17 protein-coding genes are annotated in these 23,725 nt (G+C 41.1%); 9 read left to right on the forward strand and 8 right to left on the reverse strand.

Translation table 11 applies throughout. From position 1 onward, the window contains the following. Window positions 1-139: 139 nt before the first annotated feature. From B3H30_RS22385 to B3H30_RS22395, 3 genes are all read right to left on the reverse strand, one after another. Entirely contained in the window at window positions 140-1,813 is a 1,674-nt protein-coding gene (locus B3H30_RS22385; RefSeq protein ID WP_070569480.1) for a M1 family metallopeptidase, read from the reverse strand. Window positions 1,814-1,835: 22 nt separating this feature from the next. Then, window positions 1,836-4,010, reverse strand: a complete 2,175-nt coding sequence (locus B3H30_RS22390) for a S9 family peptidase (RefSeq protein WP_070569483.1) — start codon at window positions 4,008-4,010, stop codon at window positions 1,836-1,838. 73 nt (window positions 4,011-4,083) lie between these two features. Then, window positions 4,084-5,472, reverse strand: coding sequence for an aminopeptidase P family protein (locus B3H30_RS22395; protein ID WP_070569486.1), 1,389 nt, complete (start codon window positions 5,470-5,472; stop codon window positions 4,084-4,086). Between the two features lie 453 nt (window positions 5,473-5,925). On the opposite strand from B3H30_RS22395, the gene B3H30_RS22400 reads away from it, so the two are divergent. Continuing rightward, a complete protein-coding gene (locus tag B3H30_RS22400) occupies window positions 5,926-6,810 on the forward strand; it encodes an AraC family transcriptional regulator (protein WP_070569964.1) in 885 nt (294 codons plus the stop codon). A 652-nt stretch (window positions 6,811-7,462) separates the two neighbouring features. On the opposite strand, the gene fabF is transcribed toward B3H30_RS22400, so the two are convergent. From fabF to B3H30_RS22415, 3 genes are all read right to left on the reverse strand, one after another. Next, window positions 7,463-8,701 carry a beta-ketoacyl-ACP synthase II gene (fabF, locus tag B3H30_RS22405; protein WP_070569489.1) on the reverse strand — a complete coding sequence of 413 codons (1,239 nt, stop codon included), beginning with the start codon at window positions 8,699-8,701 and terminating at the stop codon, window positions 7,463-7,465. 60 nt (window positions 8,702-8,761) lie between these two features. Beyond that, window positions 8,762-9,355 carry a TetR/AcrR family transcriptional regulator gene (locus tag B3H30_RS22410; protein WP_070569491.1) on the reverse strand — a complete coding sequence of 198 codons (594 nt, stop codon included), beginning with the start codon at window positions 9,353-9,355 and terminating at the stop codon, window positions 8,762-8,764. An 84-nt stretch (window positions 9,356-9,439) separates the two neighbouring features. Next, the gene (locus tag B3H30_RS22415; RefSeq protein WP_204990747.1) at window positions 9,440-10,066 is read right to left on the reverse strand and encodes a helix-turn-helix transcriptional regulator; all 627 of its coding nucleotides are present in this window, start codon (window positions 10,064-10,066) and stop codon (window positions 9,440-9,442) included. 189 nt (window positions 10,067-10,255) lie between these two features. Here B3H30_RS22415 and B3H30_RS22420 point away from each other — a divergent pair, with 189 nt between their 5' ends. From B3H30_RS22420 to B3H30_RS22440, 5 genes are all read left to right on the forward strand, one after another. After that, complete coding sequence (locus tag B3H30_RS22420) at window positions 10,256-10,882, forward strand: superoxide dismutase (RefSeq protein ID WP_070569497.1); 627 nt, start codon at window positions 10,256-10,258, stop codon at window positions 10,880-10,882. Window position 10,883: 1 nt separating this feature from the next. Further along, the gene (locus B3H30_RS22425) at window positions 10,884-11,381 is read left to right on the forward strand and encodes a DUF2480 family protein (protein ID WP_070569500.1); all 498 of its coding nucleotides are present in this window, start codon (window positions 10,884-10,886) and stop codon (window positions 11,379-11,381) included. Continuing rightward, complete coding sequence (locus tag B3H30_RS22430) at window positions 11,381-11,935, forward strand: NADPH-dependent FMN reductase (RefSeq protein ID WP_070569503.1); 555 nt, start codon at window positions 11,381-11,383, stop codon at window positions 11,933-11,935. The genes B3H30_RS22425 and B3H30_RS22430 overlap by 1 nt, the downstream gene beginning before the upstream one ends. Window positions 11,936-12,300: 365 nt before the next feature. After that, window positions 12,301-14,256, forward strand: a complete 1,956-nt coding sequence (locus B3H30_RS22435) for a sensor histidine kinase (RefSeq protein WP_172462337.1) — start codon at window positions 12,301-12,303, stop codon at window positions 14,254-14,256. A gap of 12 nt (window positions 14,257-14,268) precedes the next feature. Then, window positions 14,269-14,895 carry a LuxR C-terminal-related transcriptional regulator gene (locus tag B3H30_RS22440; protein ID WP_070569509.1) on the forward strand — a complete coding sequence of 209 codons (627 nt, stop codon included), beginning with the start codon at window positions 14,269-14,271 and terminating at the stop codon, window positions 14,893-14,895. A 9-nt stretch (window positions 14,896-14,904) separates the two neighbouring features. Here the strand turns inward: B3H30_RS22440 and cydB are convergent, their stop codons facing one another. After that, window positions 14,905-15,981: a cytochrome d ubiquinol oxidase subunit II gene (gene cydB / locus B3H30_RS22445; RefSeq protein ID WP_070569513.1), complete on the reverse strand. Its 1,077-nt coding sequence runs from the start codon at window positions 15,979-15,981 to the stop codon at window positions 14,905-14,907. Window positions 15,982-15,987: 6 nt separating this feature from the next. Next, window positions 15,988-17,325, reverse strand: coding sequence for a cytochrome ubiquinol oxidase subunit I (locus tag B3H30_RS22450; RefSeq protein ID WP_070569516.1), 1,338 nt, complete (start codon window positions 17,323-17,325; stop codon window positions 15,988-15,990). A 226-nt stretch (window positions 17,326-17,551) separates the two neighbouring features. Between B3H30_RS22450 and B3H30_RS22455 the strand changes: the two genes are divergently transcribed. From B3H30_RS22455 to B3H30_RS22465, 3 genes are all read left to right on the forward strand, one after another. Beyond that, on the forward strand, window positions 17,552-18,538 hold the full coding sequence (locus B3H30_RS22455; protein WP_070569519.1) for a hypothetical protein: 987 nt from the start codon (window positions 17,552-17,554) through the stop codon (window positions 18,536-18,538). Window positions 18,539-18,977: 439 nt separating this feature from the next. Beyond that, entirely contained in the window at window positions 18,978-22,073 is a 3,096-nt protein-coding gene (locus B3H30_RS22460) for a SusC/RagA family TonB-linked outer membrane protein (RefSeq protein ID WP_070569522.1), read from the forward strand. 32 nt (window positions 22,074-22,105) lie between these two features. Further along, a complete protein-coding gene (locus B3H30_RS22465; RefSeq protein WP_070569525.1) occupies window positions 22,106-23,716 on the forward strand; it encodes a RagB/SusD family nutrient uptake outer membrane protein in 1,611 nt (536 codons plus the stop codon). Window positions 23,717-23,725: the final 9 nt, after the last annotated feature.

Raw genomic sequence — 23,725 nt, forward strand, 5'->3', positions numbered from 1 at the left:
GGTGTTTGCGAAGTCATGAAGGGTCCAATTGGGAATACTTATGAAGCGATAAGAGTGGTTCAATAAATACAATGCCCCAGAAAGTGACTTACTTTCCGGGGCGTTGCATTTATTTTATGTCTGTAACCTTGAATCCGTTTTATTCGACCAATACGCCAACATAATAGTTGAACGTATCGATATCAATATTATCTTTCGTTAAACCGGCTATTTTAATCGGTCTGAAACGTTGATCCAACTGGATAAGTTCTCTTTTTTGACCTTTTACGCCAATATGTATAGGCATATGGAAGCCTTTGACTTCACTGATCCATCGGCCCAAGACTCTCCCCGAAGGATCTTGTTTGATTTCCAGTGTAGGAATGGCGGTATGCTGTACATACTGTTCAAATACTTTTAACAGGTCTAAACCGGATTGCTGATTTACGTAGTTGACGATATCATTATAATCGACTTGCTGATGATAAAACCTGCTGTTTAGTCCCCGGAGAATATTTCGCCATTTTTCATCGTTGTCAATCATTGTACGGATCATGTTGAGCATGACACCGCCTTTAGGGTACATATCGCCAGATCCTTCTTTATTGACGTGGTAGGGGCCCTGAATGGGGCTGTCATTTTGGATTCCACTTCGGATACCATGAGCGTACGCTTGGCTAGCTTCTTTGCCATAGAAATAGTCGATAAATAAACCTTCAGAATAGTTCGTGAAGCTTTCATGGATCCACATATCGGCCAGATCAGCGGAGGTTATATTGTTGCCAAACCATTCGTGGCCAGATTCGTGGACCACAATAAAATCCCATTTATGTCCCCAGCCAGTTCCCGACGCATCCCCGCCACGATAGCCATTTTGATAATGGTTTCCATAGGCGATGGCACTTTGGTGTTCCATGCCTGTATGGTAGGTTTCAACAAGCTTATAGCCATCTTCATAGAACGGATATGGACCAAACCAATGTTCAAAAGCCTCTAAGGTCTGGTTGGCATTTTTTTGAAGATGGGCTTTCTTTTCTGCCGTATCATTTTCGCGCAAGATATAGTAATCTATATCCAATGGTCCTTTTTCACCTTTATATTTTTCCTTAAAATGAACATAATCGCCGATATTGATGGCGACATTGTAGTTGTTGATCGGATTGGCGACTTTCCAATGGTATTTGGTATAACCATCCTTCATTTTTTCTACTTTGACCAGGCGACCATTGGACACATTCATCACCTCTTTTGGGACGGCAATGGAAATCATCATACTATCCACTTCATCGGATTGATGGTCTTTGTTTGGCCACCAGACACTCGCGCCCATACCCTGGCATGCGGTTGCTACCCACGGTTTGCCCTTGCTGTCTTTTTTCCAGTCAAAGCCACCATCCCATGGAGCTTTAACCGCCTCTGTCGGATGACCTTCATAAAACACGGTAAATTCATCCTGTGTCCCTTTCTTGATCGCAGTAGGAAATTCGACAAAGACCGCATTGTGCTCTCTGGTAAAGGAAAGTTCTTTCCCTTTATAAATGACTTTATTTACTTTTAAATTTGCAAAAAGATCAAATTGCAGGCGGTTAAAATCAGTCGTGGCCTTGAAACGGAAAAGGTTTGAACCTGAAATATATTTATTATCTATATCCACCTTAACATCCAGATGATAGTATTGGATGTCGTAGCAGGTGCGTAATGGCGTCAGGTATCCGCGCAGTGAATCCGCTCTTGTGAATTCATTTTTTTCTTTCATCAGCTGCGCTGCCGATTGCTGTATACCTGCGGTCAATAGACCGCAGGTACCCAATGCATATAACAGTATTTTTTTCATTTTTAAATAATAACGATTCAGTCTATCTTCCTCCCGGAGGACAATGTAATTTTAGATAGTTTGTAAATAATGTCCTTAAATGCTCATGTGTGCCCTGTCCCTCGCTAATTGAATGGCTGCGGTTTGGATAAGACATCAGCTGGAACTGCACGTTATTTTTGATCAGTTCATTGATCAGGACTTCGGCATTTTGATAGTGCACATTGTCGTCTCCAGTTCCATGGATGTAGAGTAGGTTGCCTTTGATATTTTTTGCATATTTCAGTGGCGAGCCGTTTTCAAAGTCCGCCAGATTTTCTTGCGGAAGGCCCATATAGCGTTCTTGGTATACATTGTCGTATAGTAACTGATTGGCTACCGCTGCAATGGCAATACCGGTTTTATAGATCTGCGGATATTGCCCCAATAGGTTAAGCGTACTCGATCCGCCACCGCTCCAGCCCCAAACGGCCACGCGTGAATTGTCGACAAACGGCCATTTCAGTATTTCTTGCGTTGCTAAAGCCTGGTCGCGAATATTGAGCTGTCCGATATTGCGGTAGATGCTTTTTCGCCAAGAGCTGCCTTTAGGAGCAGGCGTACCGCGATTATCCAACGAAATATAAATATAACCGTCCTGTGCCATATTTCCTTTATATAGACTGTTATAACCTGCACCAAAATTGTCTATCACAGTTTGTGATGCGGGTTCGCCATAAACCATAAAGACAACAGGATACTTTTTATTGGGATCGAAATCCAGTGGCTTTACCATCCAGCCATCTAATTCAATACCTTCGGTGGTTTTAACTTTAAAAAACTCCGCAATGCCGTCGCTGACTTTCTTTTCACGTTTCAGTTCAAAGTCGACGCGTATTTTGTGGGTCGGTAATTCAATAACGGCATTGTGCTGTAATGTTGTCCGGTTGCTAAAGTTGAAGATGGCGATTTTACCGTCTTTTGAAATATCATAATCGCAGGTTCCTTCGTATGAGCCTGGTGTAAGTCGTTTTGGAACGCCACCTTTTGTAGATACGCTGTAGAGGTATTTTTGCGTCGCATTGCTTGGCGAGGCCGTAAAATAAATGGTTTCATTTTTCGGATCAAAAAAATCAAGATTGATCATATCATAATCGGCTTTCATAACCAGCTTCTCATTTCCTGCTAGATCGATCTGGTAAATTTTGCGCCAGCCGTCCTTTTCAGATACCCAGATGAAGGCCTTGCCGCCTTGAACCCAGTCCCATCCGGAAGGATCGTTGTTGTTCCACCGTGCTTTGATATCAATCCACGAATCGCTTTGCTCCTGATGTATGTTCTGCGCTTTATTATCGGAGAGTGCAACAGTGTAGATCTTGCTCTCATTCTGTTTTCTATTGAGTTGCTCCAGAATAAGTTGTTTGCTATCAAGGCACCACTCCATACGTGGGATGTAATGCTGGTTGGGATCTCCCGGGATATTGATCTGTGTGTTCTTGCTATTTGCAAGTTCATAAGTCCATATGGAGCAGGCACTCGGTGATTGTCCAACTTTAGGATACTCTACGGGAATGGTGTAGGAGTAGAGGCTATCGGTATTGTTGATCATTAGAAAATTGCGGATGTTGCGGGCGTCAAGTTTCCAATAAGCAAGGGAAGTGCCGTCCGGCGACCAACGGAAACCGTCTTTACAACCAAATTCTTCTTCGTATACCCAGTCGAAAGTACCATTGATTAAACGGTCTGTACCATCGTTAGTAACCGAAACAATGCTGCCATTGGCGAGATCCTCTAGGTAGATATTATGGTCAGCTTTGTTCACGTATGCTACTTTATCCGCTTGCGGGTTAAACTTCGCAAACATCAGTTGCGAGGCTGGGAATTTCTTGCCTAGTTGCTGCAATTGATTGGTCTTCTTGTTGTAAACCCAATAATCACCGCGCGTATTCTCTCGCCATACTCTTTTGCTATTGGTATAGATCAAAATAAGCTCCTTATTTTTGGAGATGGAAAAATTTTCGACCTTTAAGGCCGCCGTCGCGCCTTTTGGAATAAGTAATTGTTGCGAAAGGAAGACTGTCCGCATGCCATTTAGCGGATTTACCGTTTCTATTCCCTTGTCGGAAAATTCATAATACTGGTCACCCTGATCTGTCCACAATCGCTGTGCAACAAGTAAATTTGGCGCATAAAAAACCAGTATAAGGATAATAAAGATTAACTGTTTAATTCTGTTCATTTGTTTATCTGTTTTTTTTAAGAATCCCCAAAAAAGATTTCAGTTCACTTTCAAGGTTTTATCACGAGTTTATTTAGTCAATTGGATTGTCTTTAAGCTGATAGATTTCCTGGATTTCACGTTCAAGGTATTGTCCGAGACGTCGGTATCCATTCTGCTCGATCAAGTAATTGTCTTCAATACGAACCCCACCAAAATCAAGCTGTTTATTTAAGAAATCATAGTTGATAAATTCTTTGTGTAAATTTTGTTGCTCCCAAAGCTGCGTTAGTTCTGGAATAATATAGATGCCAGGTTCAACGGTTAGCACATTACCAGCTTCCAGTTTCTTACCGAGCCGCAGCGATTTAATGCCAAAAGTTTGGGTATCCTTTGGTTCTGCTTCGGTATATCCAACATATTGCTCGCCGAGATCTTCCATATCATGTACATCGAGGCCGAGCATATGGCCGAGTCCACATTGGAAGAAAAGTGCATGGGCATGGTTCGCGACAGCATCTTGCGTATTCCCTTTCATAAATCCTGTTTGTATAAGTCCGTCTACAAGCGCTTCACAAGCTTTTAAATGAATTTCTTTAAAGTGGATTCCGGCAGTCAGGAGCTGCTCTGCCGTTTTAAACGCATGTAAAACAATCTGGTATATTTCCTCTTGTAACGCAGTGAAACGTTTTCCTACAGGAAAGGTTCTGGTCAAGTCTGACGCATAGCCCATAGCGGTTTCGACGCCCGAATCATTGAGAAGCAGATCACCTGCATAAAGTTGGTGAAATTGCATATGATTGTGTAGGATTTCACCACGTTTTGTAACTATCGGTGGATAGGAGAAGGAGGTACCCTGATCTTGCGCAAAATGCTGCATGGCATTACTGATCTGATATTCGTAACAATCAGGTTTTGTCATACGCATAGCGATACGATGCATCTCAACGGCAATATCTACCGCTTTCTCCAGTTCGAGGATTTCTTCTGCCGATTTAATGCTTCTTTGTGCGACGACTGCTTTAATCAAAGCCACAGAGGGGGTGAGCTGATTTGCAGTACGGCCGGTTAGCTGCTCAAGTAATAATTTATTATGCGACTGATAAGGAGGAAGATAGTGAATATCCTCCTGTTTTCCTTTGCTAAGGTAGTCGAAAAGTTGATTGAAAGGCAGGATTTTGTCGATACCCGACAGGTCTGCCTTTTCAGCTAAAGTTTGCTGTTGACCCATCCACACAATATCATCGATTGTCATTTCGTCGCCAAATAATATGGTCTCGTTTTTTTCAGCATCCAATACGGCCGCCAAACATGGACTTTTGATACCTATATAATATAAAAAGCTGCTGTCTTGACGAAATGGATAGGTATTGTGCTCAAAATTGATCGGATTTTCAATGTTACCTAGCAAAAGAATTTTGCCAGTTGTGAACTTTGATAACAGATTATTTCGGCGATTAAGATATACTTCTTTTTTGAACATAAGTTTTGGGAATTATTTGAAGTTGGATTGTCTAATTAGGTGCCTATTGTGTAGTACGAATATCGTAAAATTTATGCGCTTCAAAATGATTTATTTAAAAGGTCTTTCTTTAATGTGTAGTGTTTGTTCTTGTTACAAATGATATGTTCTCCGTTTTTTATACTAAAAAGTGCTAAAAACGAAATTTAATAAAGTTCAATCTTTCTATTGAATAATAATTATCACAATTTATCAAAGTCTAATTGTATTTTAACCCATTTTTCCAATATAAATGGGTTTTTATTGTCAATTCGTTGTTTTGTGTGTGGTATTATTAGAGGATTATTAAATATTGTCGAATACTAAACATATTTTAGTATAGTATTTTTATGTTTTATTTCCAAGTCGTGTTGTTGCTTTGGAGTTGTTATATTTATGTTACTAAACAGTAAACATAAAACTAAACAAACCTATATGAAAACGCTCCAATTTAATGTGCCGACCATGCGAGGACAGAGTCTAACAATTCAAGAAGATATATTGGAAACTTTTTATCCTCATTTCCATCGACATCAAGAAGCTCAATTAATGTGGATAAAAAAAGGTAAGGGAGTTTTGATTGTGGAAGACACCTTACATCCTTTTAAGGAAAATGATATTTTCTTTTTGGGAGCGAATCAACCACATGTATTTAAGTCTGCCTCCCAGGACGGATTCTCGAATGAATCTCGCTCCGTTTCCATTTTTTTCGATCCAAATGGAAGGCTTAAATCGCTTTTTTCCCTGGAGGAATTTGAATCGTTGAATCAGTTTATTTATAACAACTCAAGAGGGTTTAAGGTTCCCGATTCATATTTTCCCCAAATAGCAGAACGGGTCTGTTTATTAAAATCTGCAGACCAAATGGATAAACTGATGCATTTCTTCTATCTATTGTGGTCTTTAGCAAATATATCCCGTGAAGCAGAAGCGCTTTGTAATGAAAGGGTAGAAGTGGTTTTTGATAATATACAAGGACCGAATCGCATAAATTTTATCTGTAATTATATTAAAGAACATTATAGGGACGAAATTACCTTAGAGGATGTTGCTGATCATGCTAATCTTACTCCACAGGCATTTTGCCGTTATTTTAAAAAGCATTGCGGTGTTACCTTTGTCACCTACCTCAATAGAATAAGAGTCAAGGAAGTATGTAACCAGTTAAATGAAGATCACTTAGACAGTGTTTCATTTATTGCCTATAACTGCGGATTTAATAGCATAACCAATTTTAATCGGGTTTTTAAACAAATCGTAGGCTGCAATCCGAAAGAATATGTGCAGCAATATAAACAAACGCTTTACTCTGTGATTTAGAATACAGTACCGAAATCAAGATTTAGGCTTGCCGCTAAAGTACAACAAGGCAACTATCGATTTAAAACTCGTAAAATGAAAGAACAGGTTTGCAGTGAGGCAACTTCCGTTGCCTCGCTGTTTTTTATAGCCTTTAAATAGCATCCTTTAATTGCTATTTTACCACATTTTAAATTCCAATGTACGTGTAAGACAGTTAGAATGTTCTCTCTTATCTTTTTTCGTCTTAATTTTTTTCGAATCAACTGTGGATCAAGTAGGAATTATATTATAGTTTTAGATAGTGCTTGTTCAGTGCTCGTTCAGTGTTTGTTCAGTGCTCGTTCAGTGATGACTCAGTGGAAACTGAATAACGAGTGACGAATCACTGTCTAAAAATTGATTGAAAATTGTGATTAGCTATAAGTTGATATGCAGATGTGATGCTAATTCTATACCCATTCGACTCCTGGAAATAAACCTAAAGACCTTCAAACAGGAATAACGATTCAAAAAAGCAGATCTATACGTGCAATTGATGAAAAAAATAGGCAAAAAAAAAGGTTTTCAAACGGGGAGAATGAAAACCTTAAATAACCAATTATAAACCTAAATTATGATACTACAAAGATAGTGTGTTTTTTACACTTTGTCAAGAATTATTTCAAAAAAATTAAATCTTTTTGAAGACGATACTCGAATTGTGTCCTCCAAAGCCAAATGCATTGCTCATTGCGGTCTGAACTGTTTTTTCATGCGGTTGATTGATGACAATCTGAACTCCTTCGGGAATATCGGGATCGATATTTTCGATATTAATAGTTGCAGGAATTACATTATTGTTGATGGATTTTATGGCAATGATTGCTTCGATAGCGCCAGCCGCCCCAAGTAAATGTCCTGTCATCGATTTGGTGGAACTGACCCATAGATTATTTGGGCTTCCAAAAGCCCGTTGCACGGCCTTAAGTTCGGCGATATCACCCACTGGTGTGGAAGTCGCATGGAGATTCAAATAGTCGAGCTGGCTGATATCGATTTTTGCTTCTTCCAGCGCCAATGACATGGCTTTGGCTGCCGCTATCCCTTCGGGATGGGGCGAGGTCATATGGTAAGCATCTGCGGTCATTGAAGCCCCAACAAGCTCTGCGTAAATTTTTGCGCCTCTTTGCTTGGCATGTTCATATTCTTCCAAGATGAGTGCTCCGGCTCCTTCACCCATGACAAAACCGTCACGATCGCGGTCAAAGGGTCTACTCGCAGTCTGTGGACTATCATGCCGGCTCGACATGGCTTTCATTGCAGAAAAGCCGCCAACTGATGCCGGTGTGATGGGGGCTTCTGAACCGCCACTGATGAAGACTTTGGCTTTGCCGAGCCTAATGTAATTAAAGGCGTCCATAAAGGCCGTATTGGATGTGGCACAAGCTGATACGGTGGTGTAATTGATTCCTTTTAAGCCATACTTCATTGAAATCATGCCTGAAGCCATATTCACAATAAGTCTAGGAACAAAGAAAGGACTGAATCTCGGTTTATAATCTCCCGTTACGTAAGCCTCAACTTCGTTTTCGAAAGTTTCCATTCCACCCTGACCAACACCCCAGATCACACCGATATCAAATGGATCCATGGTATCGAGATCTAGTCCCGAATCTTCCATCGCCTGCGCTGCACTGTACAAAGCATATTGCGTAAAGAGATCACTTCGTTTAATCTCATTTCTATCTAAGTATTTTTCGGGTTGAAAATGCTTAATTTCACTTGCAATCTGTGTTCGAAACAACGAGGCATCAAAACGGCTAATAAGCGTTGTATGGTTCTCGCCCCGTAAAATGTTGTCCCAAAATATGTCTATATTTTCTCCCAGCGGGTTAATCGTTCCCATGCCAGTTATTACTACTCTTTTCATCTCTTTTTTTTGATATAAATGTATTAATATACCAATTGGTATTTGTTTTTGTAAAAAAAATTACGCCTTGATCTCCCGATCCACCATATCCTTCATTTTATCCAATACAATGGCAAGATCTTTTGCTCGGCCGGAAATCTTGGAAAGCAGGATTCCGCCTTCAACCATAGCCATAAACGTAATAGCATAATTTTCGGTAGAAATATGCTGTTTAAATTCGCCGCTGGCAACTCCTTCTTCAAGGATTAGAATTAACTGTTGTCTCCATAGGTCAAAAGAGCGTTTGACTTTAGGTGTTAGAAAAGACAGCGAGTCATCGGCCTCTACAGCCGCGTTCATCATAGGACAGCCTCCTGAAGCTGCGATATTTTTGAAATTTTCCTTGTAGAAATCTAGAAAAGACAAGAGTTTTTTTAACGCTGTTTTTTGCTGTATAATCTGCTGATTAACGGCTTCGGCGATTTTTTTGCTCTGATAGGTATACACATGAGTAGCCAGGTCATCTTTGTCCTTGAAATTACCATAGATACTTCCTTTTGTTAATCCTGTCGCTGTCGTGATGTCCGAGAGCGAAGTCGCAAAATAGCCTTTCTTATTAAAAATGGGCGCAGTTTTTTCAATGATATATTGCCGTGTCTGTTCTGCTTTTGACATGTTATTCCTGTTCTTTTAATGCAAATATAAAAAATACTTTTTGGTATATTAGTAATTTGTGCAGGAATGTCTTAGAAATTGGTTTTACTTCGCCTTTGAAATGCGATAGGTACAGCGAGGCGCGTTTTCGATGATGTATTCTGTTCTACAGATGCGAAAGGCCGGACCGATGAGTTGCTGGAAATTATTCAGTTCTGACCGGCAAAATCCCTGACATTCGGTCGCTGCGGCACATATGGGGCAGTGATTTTCAATGAGAAGATAATCGTCGGCTTCTTTCCTCCATTCAGCCATATAGCCTTCCTCTGTTCTTTTTGCGGCTATAATTTCAAGTTTTTTTTCGATGGATTCAATACCTGATAGCGCTTCAGTATATTTCTGATATACCTTAGACTCCCGGTCACTAATCAGTAGATCCAACGCATTCTCGCCAAGCACCTGTTTAATCGACTGCAACAATTGTACTGTAATGTCGGCATGACTATCTGGGAATCTTGCCATACCCTGTGGCGACAGACTGTAATAAGTCGAGGGGCGGCCTATACCTTCGCTACGGGCATTGGATACGATCAGGTTTTGATTCGCGAGGTTCAATAAATGTTTACGGGCGCCTTCTTTTGTTATCGCCAACGCTGTTGCAATCACAGCTGCTGTGGCTTCTCGGCGCATTTTTAATAACATCAATATTCGATCAGCTGGACTTTTCTGCATTTGACAATAAAAAAGTTGTTTTATGTACTACCAACAAAGATAGCATTTTTATTTTTTGTTCTAAAAAGTGTTTCAGATACAGGTTTAGTCTTTTCGAATTTAGTTTTATGACTTTAATAAAACAACTGTTTAGTTGTTTTATTAAAATTGATTCTCTAGTTTTGACTTATCATAAAAAACAATAAAACTATGCACAAATTTCAATTACCCCAGTTATCATATGCCTATGCGGCGCTTGAACCTTATTTTGATCGCGAGACCATGACGATTCATCATCAAAAGCATCATCAAGCTTATGTCGACAACCTAAATAAGGCATTGGAAGGATCGGAAAGCGAAGCTGACACGCTATTGGATATACTCACAAACATAAGTACATATAGCCCAGCAGTCCGCAATAATGGCGGCGGTCACTTTAACCATACGTTATTTTGGGAAATCTTATCGCCCAATCCAAAAACGGTACCTACAGGGAAGTTAGCAGATGAGATAAATGCAGCCTTTGGTTCTTTAGAAGAGCTCAAAGCCAATATCAAAAATGCGGGGCTTGGGCAGTTCGGTTCGGGTTGGTCCTGGCTTTATGTTAAGCATTCCGGTGCCTTAGCTGTCGTCGCAACCGCCAATCAGGATAATCCCCTGATGGATACACAATCGATCGGCAGGGGTTTTCCTATTTTGGGTGTCGATGTTTGGGAGCATGCCTATTATTTGAAATATCAGAATAAAAGGGCCGATTATTTAGATGCATTTTGGTCGCTTTTGGATTGGTCTGTTGTTGAACAAAAATACGATGCCGTGATTGCAGGCTTGGTTTGATATGTTTATAAATAAAGTTGAAAACACTGGTATATTGGCTTTAGATCTGATTGATTTTAAGTCCAATCTCGCCATCCAAAGTTTTGACATCAAAACATTGTTGTATCGGGAAGCAATCGTGAAAGAAAAGGAATTCCGAGAAGCGTTGACCGCGGTGGACTGGTCTGCTTTCCGAAATCAGGCGGTTGCTATCAACTGTTCTGTCGACGCAATTATCCCGCCTTGGGTCTATATGACCCTGGCGGAAAAACTTCATCCTGTTGCAGCGTATTACGATTTTAAGACGGTAGAGGCTTTGGAAATAGATTTGTGGATACAGGCTTTGCAAGCAATGGATCTATCGCATTTTCAGCAGCAAAAGGTTGTCATACGGGCCCGTCCGAATATCCCGGCGTCACTTTATATGTTGGCGACGGAACGTTTGATTCCTATTGTGCAGACCTTGATGTATGGTGAGGTTGGTATGGCAAAAGTTATTTTTAAAAAAGGGAAAGTATAATGAAAGCATTAATATTCAATGGCGCCTTGGAAAGAAGGCAAGAATCTACTTCGGGAAAATTGTCACACTATTTTTCCGACCAACTAAACCAACGAGGTGTTGAAAATACGATTTTTAACCTGGCTGATAGCGGAATACCCTTATTTGATTTGAGCCTCAATCGGGTACCCAATGCCGTCAAGATTATGAATAACCAGTTTCTGGAAGCGGATGTACATTTTTGGTTGTCTCCACTTTATCATGGTAGTGTTCCCGGTGTCATGAAAAATTGTTTGGATTGGCTTGAGGTCAGTGCTAAAAATAAACCGGCTTACCTGACGGATAAACATATCGGACTGGTTTGTTGGGCCGATGGTGTACACGCACTACAGGGCATTAATGCAATGGATGCTATCGCGAAGTCGCTCCGCGCCTGGACATTGCCTTTTAGTGTGCCTATGATGAAATCTATGCTTTTTGAGCCGGATAATCCACATGTGGTATCTTCGGCTTACCAATGTAAGCTTGACTTGCTGATCGATATTGCTACCAAAAAGAGCAGCGAATATCATTGATAAAAAGCCTCTCGATCGCTCGAGAGGCTTTTTTATCAACGGAAGATGTTTTAGCCTATATTTAAATAGACTGGCCAAATCCTGTATGGAAAATTAATTTCAAAAAAGTAGAAGAATATCTTTAGCAATTCATCGCGGAGATATATCTTTGTTTTTTGGATCCGCTAATTGCCTTTGCGGTTTTCCGACCTACGTTTTCTACTGTCGACTTTGACGAAGCCGGATCGACCGCAAATTTAGACGTAGGGAGAAGTCTTGAACCACCATCAGACTTTCTTGTTGCATATTATGAAACCATTGGCTGAAAAGGCCCCATTTAGTTTAATTGTTTAAATGATTAAGAAATTGGATTAATAATGTTTCAGTTGAAAGAGTTAACGAAGATAATTGCCTTTTTTATAGTATACTTTACTGTGCATCTTGTAACTGCACAGAGTTTTCTGCCATTGGATGAGAATAAATATCGATCTGATGCGGAAAGGTTATTGCTGTCGAGTTCGGATGACAGTGTGAAGGCGATGCAGTATTTTTATTTGGCAGATTACTATCGATTTAGGGATACGACCAAATTTTGGGATCATATGCGGGCGGGGGAGCGTTTCGCCAAACCATTCCGGAGTTTACAGGCGATGGGGGCACTCTACAAAAGCTTTTATTATGGACAATTTCTGGATAGTAAAAATGCCGGAATTGAAGCCCAACGATGTGTAGACCTCCTTGGAAATGCGCAAAAACCTTTTCAGCAGGGCCTTTTGGCCAAAGCTTGGTATAATCTGGGCTTGATTCGATTTCCTAAAAAAGGATTTGCTGATTTTCTGGATATCCTAAACGGGAAGTGCCTGCCTTATGCCAAAGCACATGACCCCATCATGGAAGGTAGTATAAATACGATGATCGGCATGACCTTTATGTCGTCCAATCAGCTTGCAAAAGCTGATGAATATCATCAATTGGCCATCAAGCAACTCGAGCAGCAACCGCCGAGTACAGCACTTGTGGTGGCTTATCTCAATACAGTCAGCAATTATTGCTATCAGGTGAAATCTAAAGAAGCAAGAGTGCTACTGGATAAAGTCAAACAGCTCTTGAAAGATTATCCAAATTCTTCGCAATTACCCAATTACTATTACAATGAGGCGCTTTATTTTACCACAAAGCAACAGACTGATGAAGCCCTTCGTCTGCTGGATATCGGGTTGGATTGGTCGGTGAAAATGAACAATTGGAAATTATTCCAGATGATGCGGTTCAGAAAGTTTAATGTGTATCTCCTGCAGAAAAAGTATGCTGATGCTAAACTACAGTTGGAGGAAATCGTAAAAAATGGATTATTAACGCGAGATCTTTACAACAGTAAAATTGTGTACAGTCAACTGGCGGCTGTAAATGAGCTGATGGGTAATTATCAGGATGCGCTGAAAATGTCCAATAAGGCAAATCAGCTATCCGACAGTATTCAGAAGGTCCAATTGTTGGAGAAAATGAATGAGATGGAAGCAAAATATAAAACCGTAGAAAAAGAAAAAGAGATTCTGAATCTGCGCGCAGAAAAGGAACGCAACCAATTTCGGATTTTCCTCGTTTTGGGTATTGCCGTTTTGCTTTTCTTTATTGTGCTATTTGTTACTTTTTCCTATCGAAAACAAAGGAAGCTTAATACACAGATACAGCTCAATCACGAAATCGCATTGGACAAAATGGAAAAGGAAAAGCAGTTGCAAATTTCGGAATCGATGCTAAAAGGAGAGGAGCAGGAGCGTCAGCGTATTGCCCAAGATCTGCACGATAGCATAGGTGGCATGTTGACAGGTTTAAAATTTAAGATTGCCGGCGATGTGGCAAAGAGTACGCTCTTGACAGATGAAGTGCCGCAGAAGTTGAACGATATTTTAGGTGAAGTAAGACGGATATCCCATAACCTGATGCCCGAATCGCTGCGTCAGTTTGGATTGATAGCAGCATTGGAGCAATTGTGTATGGCGATGAAAAATAGTAACGTTTCGATCCAGTTTGAGAACTACGAGCCTGAATTGAATGTGGACTTTCAAAAGGGGTTGGCCCTGTATCGAATTGTTCAAGAAGCTATTTCAAATGCACTAAAGTATGCAAATGCAGATTCAATTATCGTTCAGGTAAGTAAATCTGAGGAAGTACTCCATATCCTCGTTGAGGATAATGGCAAAGGCTTTGATTCTGCTGTGTTAAATTATGGATTGGGTTTAAATAATATGGTCAACAGGGTGAAATGGATCAATGGATCAATTGATATTCAGAGTAAGCTTGGATCTGGAACGCAGATCGAAATTGGTGTAACGGTTTAAATAAGCGGAGTCATGAAGATAATTGCAGTGTTAGACGATCATCCCTTATTGTTGGAAGGTGTCGCTTCTTTTCTCAATAATCAGGATGGGTATCTCGTATACCCCTTTTTGGAAGAGATTGCGTTAATTGAATTTTTAAAGATCACGGGGGCCGATCTCATCCTGATGGATATGCAGCTGTTAAAGACAAATGGGGTGGATGTCTGTACACAGGTGAGGAAACTGTTTCCGATGATTCCCATTGTTGCATTGAGCAATTTAGCCGATGGAAACCTTATTTTTCAGTTTATGCAGGCTGGTGGAAATGGCTATATCTTAAAGGATGTTACCAACGAAGAATTCCTGCGCTGCGTAGAGCTCGGGCTCGATGGGAAAGAGGCCGTTTGTGATCGGGCAAAAGAACTTTATCGTGGTGCAATTTCGACGATCAGCGGTCTACCTCGGCTTACACAGCGTGAAAAAGAGATTTTGACGTTGATCTCCAAGGGACTTACGACCAACCAAATTGCTGAACAGTTGTTTTTAAGTCCAGTTACGGTTGAAACGCATCGACGCAATCTCCTGACTAAATTCAAAGTTAAAAATATGATTGAGCTCGTACAGCTGGCAATGAAACATAAGTTGTTGGGACTCGAATAGAGACCGCTCTTAATGTTCGCCGTAACCCACGTCATCCAGCTTACCTTTGAAGACCCTAAATTGGATGATAAAATAGGCAATCACCAGAATTGCGGCAAACATAAACCAGCCTAAACCTACGGAAAGACCATATTCATGCGCCGCCGCATTTTGAATCGTCAAGGAGGGGTTTACGTCATTCGTTGAAGGCAATACTATCGGGAACATGGAAGCAACGGTCGTCGCAAAGCTCCCTAGGATGAACAGCGATGAAAATAGGAAGCCAATACCATCTTTTTTAAAGGTTTTGATCCAAAATTGTCCAAGTAATCCAACGGCAGCTATCACAGGGAATATCCATAGCCAATAATGATTTTGAAGATTGTTAAGGGAGATGGGTTTCACATAATGCCATACATAGGCCGATAGTATGACGAGAATAAGCAAGACAAAGTTGAGCTTAAAAACAATGTTCTTTAGTCTCGTGTTCAATGTACTGGATGTTTTCAGAATGACCCAGCCTGCGCCGTGGATGGTTAATGTAACGACGGCAACTAAACCTAATATGATAGTGAACCAGTCTATGATGCCTTGATGTTGGGCTAATGGGTCAAATGTCGGGTTCCAAAGTGCCAAGAAGAAATAGTGCGGCTCTTGGGTAGATACACCATTCTCTACCATACCCAGGTTTACTCCGCGAACGACATTGCCCAGCGCGGCGCCAAAGAAAAGTGCCAGCAACAGGCTTGCGAGGCCGAAAGCCTTATCCCATAAAGCTTCCCAAAGACGATGATGAACCTGACCTCTGAGTTCAAGACTTATTGCTCTAAAAATAAGTAACCAAAGTACAAGCATTAGGGGAAGGTAGAAACCACTGAAGGAGGAGGCGTAGAGTGTGGGGAAAGCAAAAAATAGGACACCACCAGAGGCGATGAGCCAGACTTCATTGGCATCCCAAAACGGCCCAATTGAGTTGGTAACAGCTTTTTTCTCCTGTTCGGTCTTAGCAAAGAATAAATGGATAATTCCCGCTCCAAAATCGTACCCATCGAGTACGATATAAATTCCCAGCATAAAAGTTAATACGATAAACCAGAATATTTCCATAGCTAATTAGGTTAATGCAACTGTCGTTTCAGGACCTTTTCTAATGATCTTCAAGACTAACATCAGAAATAACAAGCCCAAAAGAATGTACAAACCGACGAAGCCGAGAAAGGTAAATAATGTATTTCCGGAAGATACGGTAGGGGATACACCGTCTACCATTCGCATGAGATTATAAACAAGCCAAGGTTGCCGTCCCAGTTCAGCTGTATACCAACCTGCAGTATTCGCGATGTATGGAAAAGGAATCATAAACATGATGATCCACAATAACCATTTCGTTTGATACAATTTGTTCCGCCAAAGCAGTAGCGCTCCCAGGACCATAATGCCGATGAATATGGTACCCAGCCCTACCATGATGTGATAACTGTAATACAGTCCGGGTACGTTGGTTGGATGTAAGGACTGGTCAAATTCATTTAATCCTTTGATTTCTGCATCCCAGCGCTGGTAGGTGAGGAAGCTCAAGACATTCGGCACCGCTATTTTATTGTCCAGCTTTTTGTTTTCCATGTCGGGTTGGCCGACCAGGATAATCTCGGATCCGCCTTGCTCCGTTTTGAAAATGCCCTCCATGCCGGCAAAGGCTGCGGGCTGATATTTGACTACGTTTTTGGCGGCAAGGTCTCCCGTAGGAAATGCCAAAATAACCGATGAAATGGCGCCGAAGATGACGCCACTTTTAACGAATATCTTTCCAAACTTACTATGCCGGTCACTTAGGAGATAGAAAGCTCCAATAGAGGCCACAAAAAAGGAACTGGTCACCAACGAAGCGGCTTGATTATGTAAATAAGATGGCCATAACCATGGATTATTGAATAATGCACTAAAATTGTTCAGCACAAATTTGCCATTTTCAAGAATCTCATACCCAACAGGGTGCTGCATCCAGGAATGTGTGGCGATAATCAGGAAACCACTAGCCCAAGATCCAATAAAGACCATGAGTCCGGATAAAAAATGGAGCTTATGCCCCAGCAACTTCTCTCCAAAAAGAAACATCCCCAGAAATGATGACTCCAGGAAAAAGGAAAACATACCTTCCATGGCTAAGGTCTGTCCGATAATACCACCCGTAAGTTCAGAAAATTTAGCCCAGTTGGTACCAAATTGAAACTCCATGGGGATACCTGTTACAACGCCCATGGTGAAGTTAAGCGCAAAGATTTTCATCCAAAATTTGGATGCATGGTTGTAATCTTCGTTTTGTGTCCGTAGAAATTTCCATTTGAAATAGACGATCATGAGGGATAAACCCATGGTCAATTGAGGGAATAAATAATGGAATGTAATCGTAAATGCGAACTGAAGTCGATTATAGAGAATCATATCTTCCATGTAGCCGAAGTTTTGGTTAAAAGACAGCTAAATATAACCTTTTATTCGCGTATATAGCCATGAAACCGTTTTATTTTTTGATAAAATAACGGGACTTTTATTGTTTTCTGTACGCATTGTAAAATCTGAACCTCAATAGCAGATATCAATCAGCGTAATCTCTTTTTTATCTTATCTTCGCCCGAATTTAAAACGGACTTGAACGGTAGAAAAGAGCATTAGTGAAATGAAGAAAGTGCTGATTTTGATGGGTATTCTATTGATACCTATATTTTTTATTGTATTGAATAATACGGGGCGGGGTACAATCGCTAAAGATAATATTGTGTTTCGAGATAAATTATCTGATTACAATTTATTCAAAGGCAAAATTGCTGATCTTGTTCCAAACGACCAGGGAATTTCCTATGAATTAGCCTCCACCTTATTTACAGACTATACCGATAAAAAGCGCGTCATCTTTCTTCCCAGGGGAAAAAAAATGATCGCCTCAGATGATGGTTTGCCCAGCTTCCCCGATGGTACCCTAATTGCCAAAACATTTTTTTATCCGCAAAAAGATGCGGCCGGAGATGTACGACAGCAATTGCTTGAAACACGGCTGTTGATTTATAAAGACGGACAGTGGAATGCAGCAACCTATCAATGGAATGCAGCCCAAGATGAAGCTTTGTTGTTGATGGACAGTGCTTCCGTGCATGTTTCGTTTTTGGACAGCAAAGGTGACGAGCGACAAACAAATTATATTATTCCTTCACGAAACGATTGTATGGCATGCCATCGACAAGGAAATCAGCTGTTTCCGATATGTCCAAAGATCAGAAATCTGAACCGGATAATCGGTCACGATGGTGACAGCATTCAGCAACTGGTGCAGTTGACCAAACAGGGGGCTCTCGATCTGAAGTCCTTCAAAAGCTTCACGAATTTACCGAGTTATGATGACCTTGCCCAATCAACTGCAAGTCGTGCGCGAGCTTATTTGGAAATCAACTGTGCCCATTGTCACAATCCGAAAGGGACAGCCTACATGACCATGCTGGATCTTCGTTATGAAAGCCCCATGCATGAAACTGGAATTTGGTTGAAACAAGCGAAGATTATTGGACGGATGTCTACGCTTGGAGAGATGCATATGCCTCAAAAGGGAACCACCGTACTGCATGATGAAGGAATACTGCTGATTAAAACCTATCTAAAAACTTTAAAATAAGCATTCATTGCTTAACCTTAATCGGTAACCTTTTACGGCTACCAGTCTGCTTATATAGTCCCTCTGCAGGTCTCGTATATTTATTTTAAGAAAATCTATAGAATTAGTAGATTATATTAAATTTACTCCTATATTTGTGAAAAGATAACAGATCGCTGTTGAAAATATGCATTACTTTTCAGCGTGGCGTATTAACACATTATTATGGAACATATCAATATTAGTAAAAGCACATTTTTCGTAAGTATTACTGCAAAGTCTCTGAAGGCTAAATCCCCTGATGTAAGAAAGATGCGAATGTGTCATATAGGATAATTTCCCTTATCTTTTCTCAAACTGACAGCAGGGGAGGCGCTCGCTTCCCCTCATGTCTTCAAAATAAAAACAAGTTTTCGATTGGCGTTGGCACTTGTTCGTATTCACCATTAATACTTTATCTATGAAAAATCTTAGGGTACTCCGGTATTCTACCTTGTCGCTATGTTTATTGTTATCTGGCGTTGGGCATCAGGTATATGCGCAAACAGATGTTAAACCGATTGTCAATGCTTCCTTATCAGGCTATGTATATGATAGTCAACGTAAGCAGCCTATTGAAGGCGTAACCATTCAACTCGAAGCTGTAACGCATGTTGTTACAACAGATCAAAAAGGTTTTTTTCAAATTGTAACGGGACAGAAATTACCATTTTCCATTACACTCTCGCGCATTGGCTATAAGAAAAAGACCTTGTTAGTTTCCGAATCTCCCACAAAAATTGAATTAGAGCCAGTTACACAGGACCTGGATGAGGTGGTGGTTGTTGGCTATGGAACTCAGAAAAAAATCTCGTTGACCAATTCAATCGCCAGTATTGATGGTGATAAATTGACGAAAAGACCAGTTTCTAATACGCAGCAGGCTTTGCAGGGCTTATTACCGGGGGTGACTGTTCAAGACCTTGGTGGAAAACCAGGGCAATCGGCTGCCAATATTCGAATTAGAGGATTGACGACATTTAATACCAATTCGAGCAGCACCAGTGGATATGATCTCAGCAAGAATAATGCTTTGGTCATTGTGGACGGAATTGAACAACCCTGGTCCAAGTTAAACCCCAATGATATCGCTTCAATTTCAGTCCTGAAGGATGCGGCTTCCACGGCGATATATGGATCACGTGCGACCAACGGTGTAATTATTGTAACTACCAAAAGTGCAAAATCTGGACATGTTGTGATTGATTATAATGGCTACTACGCCTTACAAAAATCAATCAACACCCCAAAGCAGATGGACGCCGTATCCTACCTCCAATTGCAACAGGACGCCTACCGTAACGCGGGGCTGGCTGTGCCGGCGCGATTTACTGACGAATCAATAACGGCTTATCGGACTGCGACCGATCGCGAAAAATATCCTTTACCGAATACATGGTTTGATACACTGTTGAAAACAGCTCCTCAACAAGACCATGCCTTGTCATTCGCAGGTGGAAATGACATTCTACGTTCTAGATTGGCGGTTCGTTATAATAAACAGGATGGTATTATTGATCATTATGGCGCTGAACTGGCGGATATTAGGCTAAACAACGATTATAAAGCAAGCTCTTGGCTTAATTTTACAGGAAGTATAAACTACCGATATAGCAAAGCCGCTGAGCCTGGACGTGATCCGATCAACAACTTTCTCCATGGCTCGATGTGGGTGGTGCCTAAATATGATGATGGTACCTATGGATTGAGTACTCAAGGCAATAACCCCTTGATGCTGATTGAGAAAAGTGGTTTTAAAAAGGTTAATGAAAACTACTTAAGCTCCATCGTTAAAACCGACATTCAATTGTGGAGAAATTTGTTATTTACGTCCCAATTTGGTGTAAGAGTGAACCTAAATAATACCAAAACCTTTTTGAACGCTTTTGAAAATAAGGACCGAAATACAGGTATTGTAAAAAGTTTTCCGATCAATTCATTAAACGAAATTCGTGATAATAGCAGCGAGTATACATGGAACAATCTGTTGACCTATCAATTGGCGGTTGGGCCAAATCATATTAAGGCACTTGTTGGCTATTCACAGATTCACAATTACCAAAATTACTTGACGGCTTATCGTGAAAGATTCTACAATAATGATATCACCTCCATCGGACAGGGAGCCGATGATGCGACCAAAAACAATAATGGATATGATGTGCAGTATGGCTTGCGTTCGTTTTTTGGTCGGGTAAATTACGATTGGGATGGCAAGTATCTGCTCGAAGTGAATGGGCGTTACGATGGTTCATCCCGTTTTGCGGGCGACAGGCAATATGGTTTTTTCCCTTCGGCATCAGCAGGATGGCTCTTATCCAAGGAAAACTTTTGGGAACCTATTCGAAATTCGTTGAACGAATTCAAAGTGCGTGCTTCCTGGGGCAAGACAGGAAACCAATCGGTAGATTTGTATAGTTATTATTCTGCCCTCATTGCGGCAGGATATGATTTTGGGGGTAAATCTGTACAGGGGTATCGACTGGACAGTTATGCCAATCAGCAATTGGGCTGGGAGTCTACGATGCAGTATGATTTGGGCTTGGATGCCGCTTTCCTAAACAATCGCTTGACTTTTACCCTGGATTACTATAAAAAGGTAACTGACGATATTCTACTAAATCTGGATATTCCTGCCGTTTTGGGATTAAAGCCTTCACCCCAAAATGCGGGAACAGTACTGAATCGCGGTTGGGAATTCAGCGCAAATTATCAGAAAAGACCAAGTGCGCCTGGGGCTTTTGCTTACCAGCTGAATGGAAATTTAAGTATCAACCATAATGAAGTAACCGATCTAAAAGGTACTGGACCCTACATTGCCGGATCGGATATTGACCCAAGGTATATTATTGCTAAAGGACTTCCGATCAACACACTTTGGGGATATAAGACCGATGGTCTCTTTCAGTCTGCGGAGGAAATTCAAGCTTATGGCGCTACGTATGCTACAAATACGAAGCCCGGAGATGTGAAATATGTGGATTTGAACGGCGACGGGGTGATCAATGCAAATGACATGGCCGCTATTGGCAACTCTTTCCCCAAATATACCTTCGGAATAAATGGGAGTTTCACCTTTAAGAATTTTGATCTTGATCTGCTCTTTCAAGGTGCAGCAAAAGTCGATACCCGATTGTCAGGAGCATTGGCTGAGATGGGAAATCAGGAAGGCTTTACACACGAAATATTTACAAACAATTATTGGACACCAACACATACGGATGCACGCTTTCCGCGCGTGGTCAAATATGATTTGCGTAATGTCGCAACCTCGGACCGTTTAGTGGTTAACGGTTCTTACCTGCGGTTGAAAAACATACAGGTTGGATATACAGTGCCACTACATGCTATCGGAAAGACAGCAATCAACAAACTTCGGGTATACCTATCCGCGACGAATTTATGGACAATTTCAAAATTGAATGAATGGAACCTGGATCCTGAAGCGGAATCTGGACGAGCGGTATATTATCCGCAAACCGGCCTTTATACACTGGGCGTCAATTTGACGCTGTAGTGTGATTGTTAATAATATATAATTGAAAACGAATGAAATTTTACAACTATCTATATCAAAAAAGAAACCTGATTTTCAGTTTCGGACTGTTTTCGCTTATGCTGATTAGCTGTGATAAGAATCTGTTAGATGCTGTACCTACCGACCGCCTGTCGGAAAATATATTTTGGAAGAGCCAAGCCGATGCGGAGCTCGCTGTAAATGCGCTCTACAACGACCTGGATGGAGCAGAAATCTTCTATTCCGATGCATTGACGGATATAGCCCATGTCAATCAGCCTTTCGCTGTGGATGCCTATATTGAATTGGGTACCTATGATGCTTCAAGTTCTCGGTTGTACAACACCTGGAGCAGTGCCTATAAAGGAATCGGTGCAGCCAATTACTTTTTGGCGAATGTTGGTAAAATCGAGGGCAGCAAAGATGAAACATTGATTGCTCGATATATCGGCGAAGCGCGCGTGTTAAGAGCCTATCAATATATCAAATTGGCCTATTTATTCGGTGCAGTTCCTCTGGTAAAGGCACCATTGACACTACAGGAAGGAAGAGAAGTACAACAAGCGACGCTATCTGAAATCTATGATTTTATCGACAGCGAATTGGAACTGGCTGCGGCAAGTTTGCCTGAAAGCTACTCCAATAACGATATCGGACGCATAACCCGTTGGGCCGCATTGGGCCTGAAAGCCCGGTCGGATTTATATGCAGGACGTTTTGCAGCAGCAGCAAAGGCAGCAAAAACGATTATCGAGGGCAAACGATTCGAGCTTTACCCTTCGTACGCAAATCTGTTTACGTATGCAGCTGAAAATAACAAAGAGGTGTTGTTGGATAAACAATTTCTGGAGAATATATACACCCAAAGTGTCTTTAACCTCTTGGCCCCCTATAGCCAGCAAAATGGGCAGAGTACCTATGTGCCTACCAAAGCCTTGGTCGATAGCTATACCACATCTAAAGGGGATTTAATTACGGATGCTAATAGTGGTTATGATTCCAAAAATCCCTATAAAAATCGCGATCCGAGGCTTGCTTTCTCAATTTTTTTGGATGGCGATCCACTTCCAAATGGAGCAATTTTTCATCCAGCACCAAATAGTGGGACTGCCGATGCTGTGGGGAGCACCTATATTGCTTCTACAACAGGTTTCAATATAAAGAAGTATATCGATAAAAAGGATTTGGCAAACCCTTCTAAAAGTGGCTTGAATATTATACTATTACGTTATGCTGAGATATTATTGACCTATGCGGAAGCAAAAATTGAGCTCGGCGAAATTGATGGCAGTGTTTACGATGCCATCAACCAAATTAGAAATTCACGAACGGATGTAAAGCTTCCAATAACAAGTAATCAAGCAAATCAGGAACAACTTCGTCAGCTGGTTCGTCGGGAACGTACAGTGGAACTGGCATTTGAGGGGTTGCATCTCGCGGATATAAGACGATGGAAAACTGCTGAAAAGGTTGTTCCCGGTAAAGTGTATGGCATCACCTATCAAAATAATAACGGAGAGGCAGTTGTCGTTGAAGCAGCCTCCGAAAGCCGTGTTTTTGATGCGAAAAAGCATTATCTCTGGCCCATTCCACAACGGGAAATTAACCTCAATCCGAATTTAAAACAGAATCCAAATTGGTAAAAATTGTTA

The sequence above is a fragment of the Sphingobacterium sp. UBA7038 genome, from assembly GCF_002494055.1.
Taxonomy (GTDB): Bacteria; Bacteroidota; Bacteroidia; order Sphingobacteriales; family Sphingobacteriaceae; genus Sphingobacterium; species Sphingobacterium multivorum.

Bases quoted from the DNA above. Each gene is read 5' to 3' on its own strand.
- B3H30_RS22430 (WP_070569503.1), top strand. From the start codon at position 11,381: ATGAAAGCATTAATATTCAATGGCGCCTTGGAAAGAAGGCAAGAATCT.
- cydB (WP_070569513.1), bottom strand. From the start codon at position 15,981: ATGGAAATATTCTGGTTTATCGTATTAACTTTTATGCTGGGAATTTAT.
- B3H30_RS22410 (WP_070569491.1), bottom strand. From the start codon at position 9,355: ATGTCAAAAGCAGAACAGACACGGCAATATATCATTGAAAAAACTGCG.
- B3H30_RS22385 (WP_070569480.1), bottom strand. From the start codon at position 1,813: ATGAAAAAAATACTGTTATATGCATTGGGTACCTGCGGTCTATTGACC.
- B3H30_RS22450 (WP_070569516.1), bottom strand. From the start codon at position 17,325: ATGGAAGATATGATTCTCTATAATCGACTTCAGTTCGCATTTACGATT.
- B3H30_RS22390 (WP_070569483.1), bottom strand. From the start codon at position 4,010: ATGAACAGAATTAAACAGTTAATCTTTATTATCCTTATACTGGTTTTT.
- B3H30_RS22395 (WP_070569486.1), bottom strand. From the start codon at position 5,472: ATGTTCAAAAAAGAAGTATATCTTAATCGCCGAAATAATCTGTTATCA.
- B3H30_RS22455 (WP_070569519.1), top strand. From the start codon at position 17,552: ATGAAGAAAGTGCTGATTTTGATGGGTATTCTATTGATACCTATATTT.
- B3H30_RS22400 (WP_070569964.1), top strand. From the start codon at position 5,926: ATGAAAACGCTCCAATTTAATGTGCCGACCATGCGAGGACAGAGTCTA.
- B3H30_RS22420 (WP_070569497.1), top strand. From the start codon at position 10,256: ATGCACAAATTTCAATTACCCCAGTTATCATATGCCTATGCGGCGCTT.
- fabF (WP_070569489.1), bottom strand. From the start codon at position 8,701: ATGAAAAGAGTAGTAATAACTGGCATGGGAACGATTAACCCGCTGGGA.
- B3H30_RS22415 (WP_204990747.1), bottom strand. From the start codon at position 10,066: ATGCAGAAAAGTCCAGCTGATCGAATATTGATGTTATTAAAAATGCGC.
- B3H30_RS22425 (WP_070569500.1), top strand. From the start codon at position 10,884: ATGTTTATAAATAAAGTTGAAAACACTGGTATATTGGCTTTAGATCTG.
- B3H30_RS22440 (WP_070569509.1), top strand. From the start codon at position 14,269: ATGAAGATAATTGCAGTGTTAGACGATCATCCCTTATTGTTGGAAGGT.
- B3H30_RS22465 (WP_070569525.1), top strand. From the start codon at position 22,106: ATGAAATTTTACAACTATCTATATCAAAAAAGAAACCTGATTTTCAGT.
- B3H30_RS22460 (WP_070569522.1), top strand. From the start codon at position 18,978: ATGAAAAATCTTAGGGTACTCCGGTATTCTACCTTGTCGCTATGTTTA.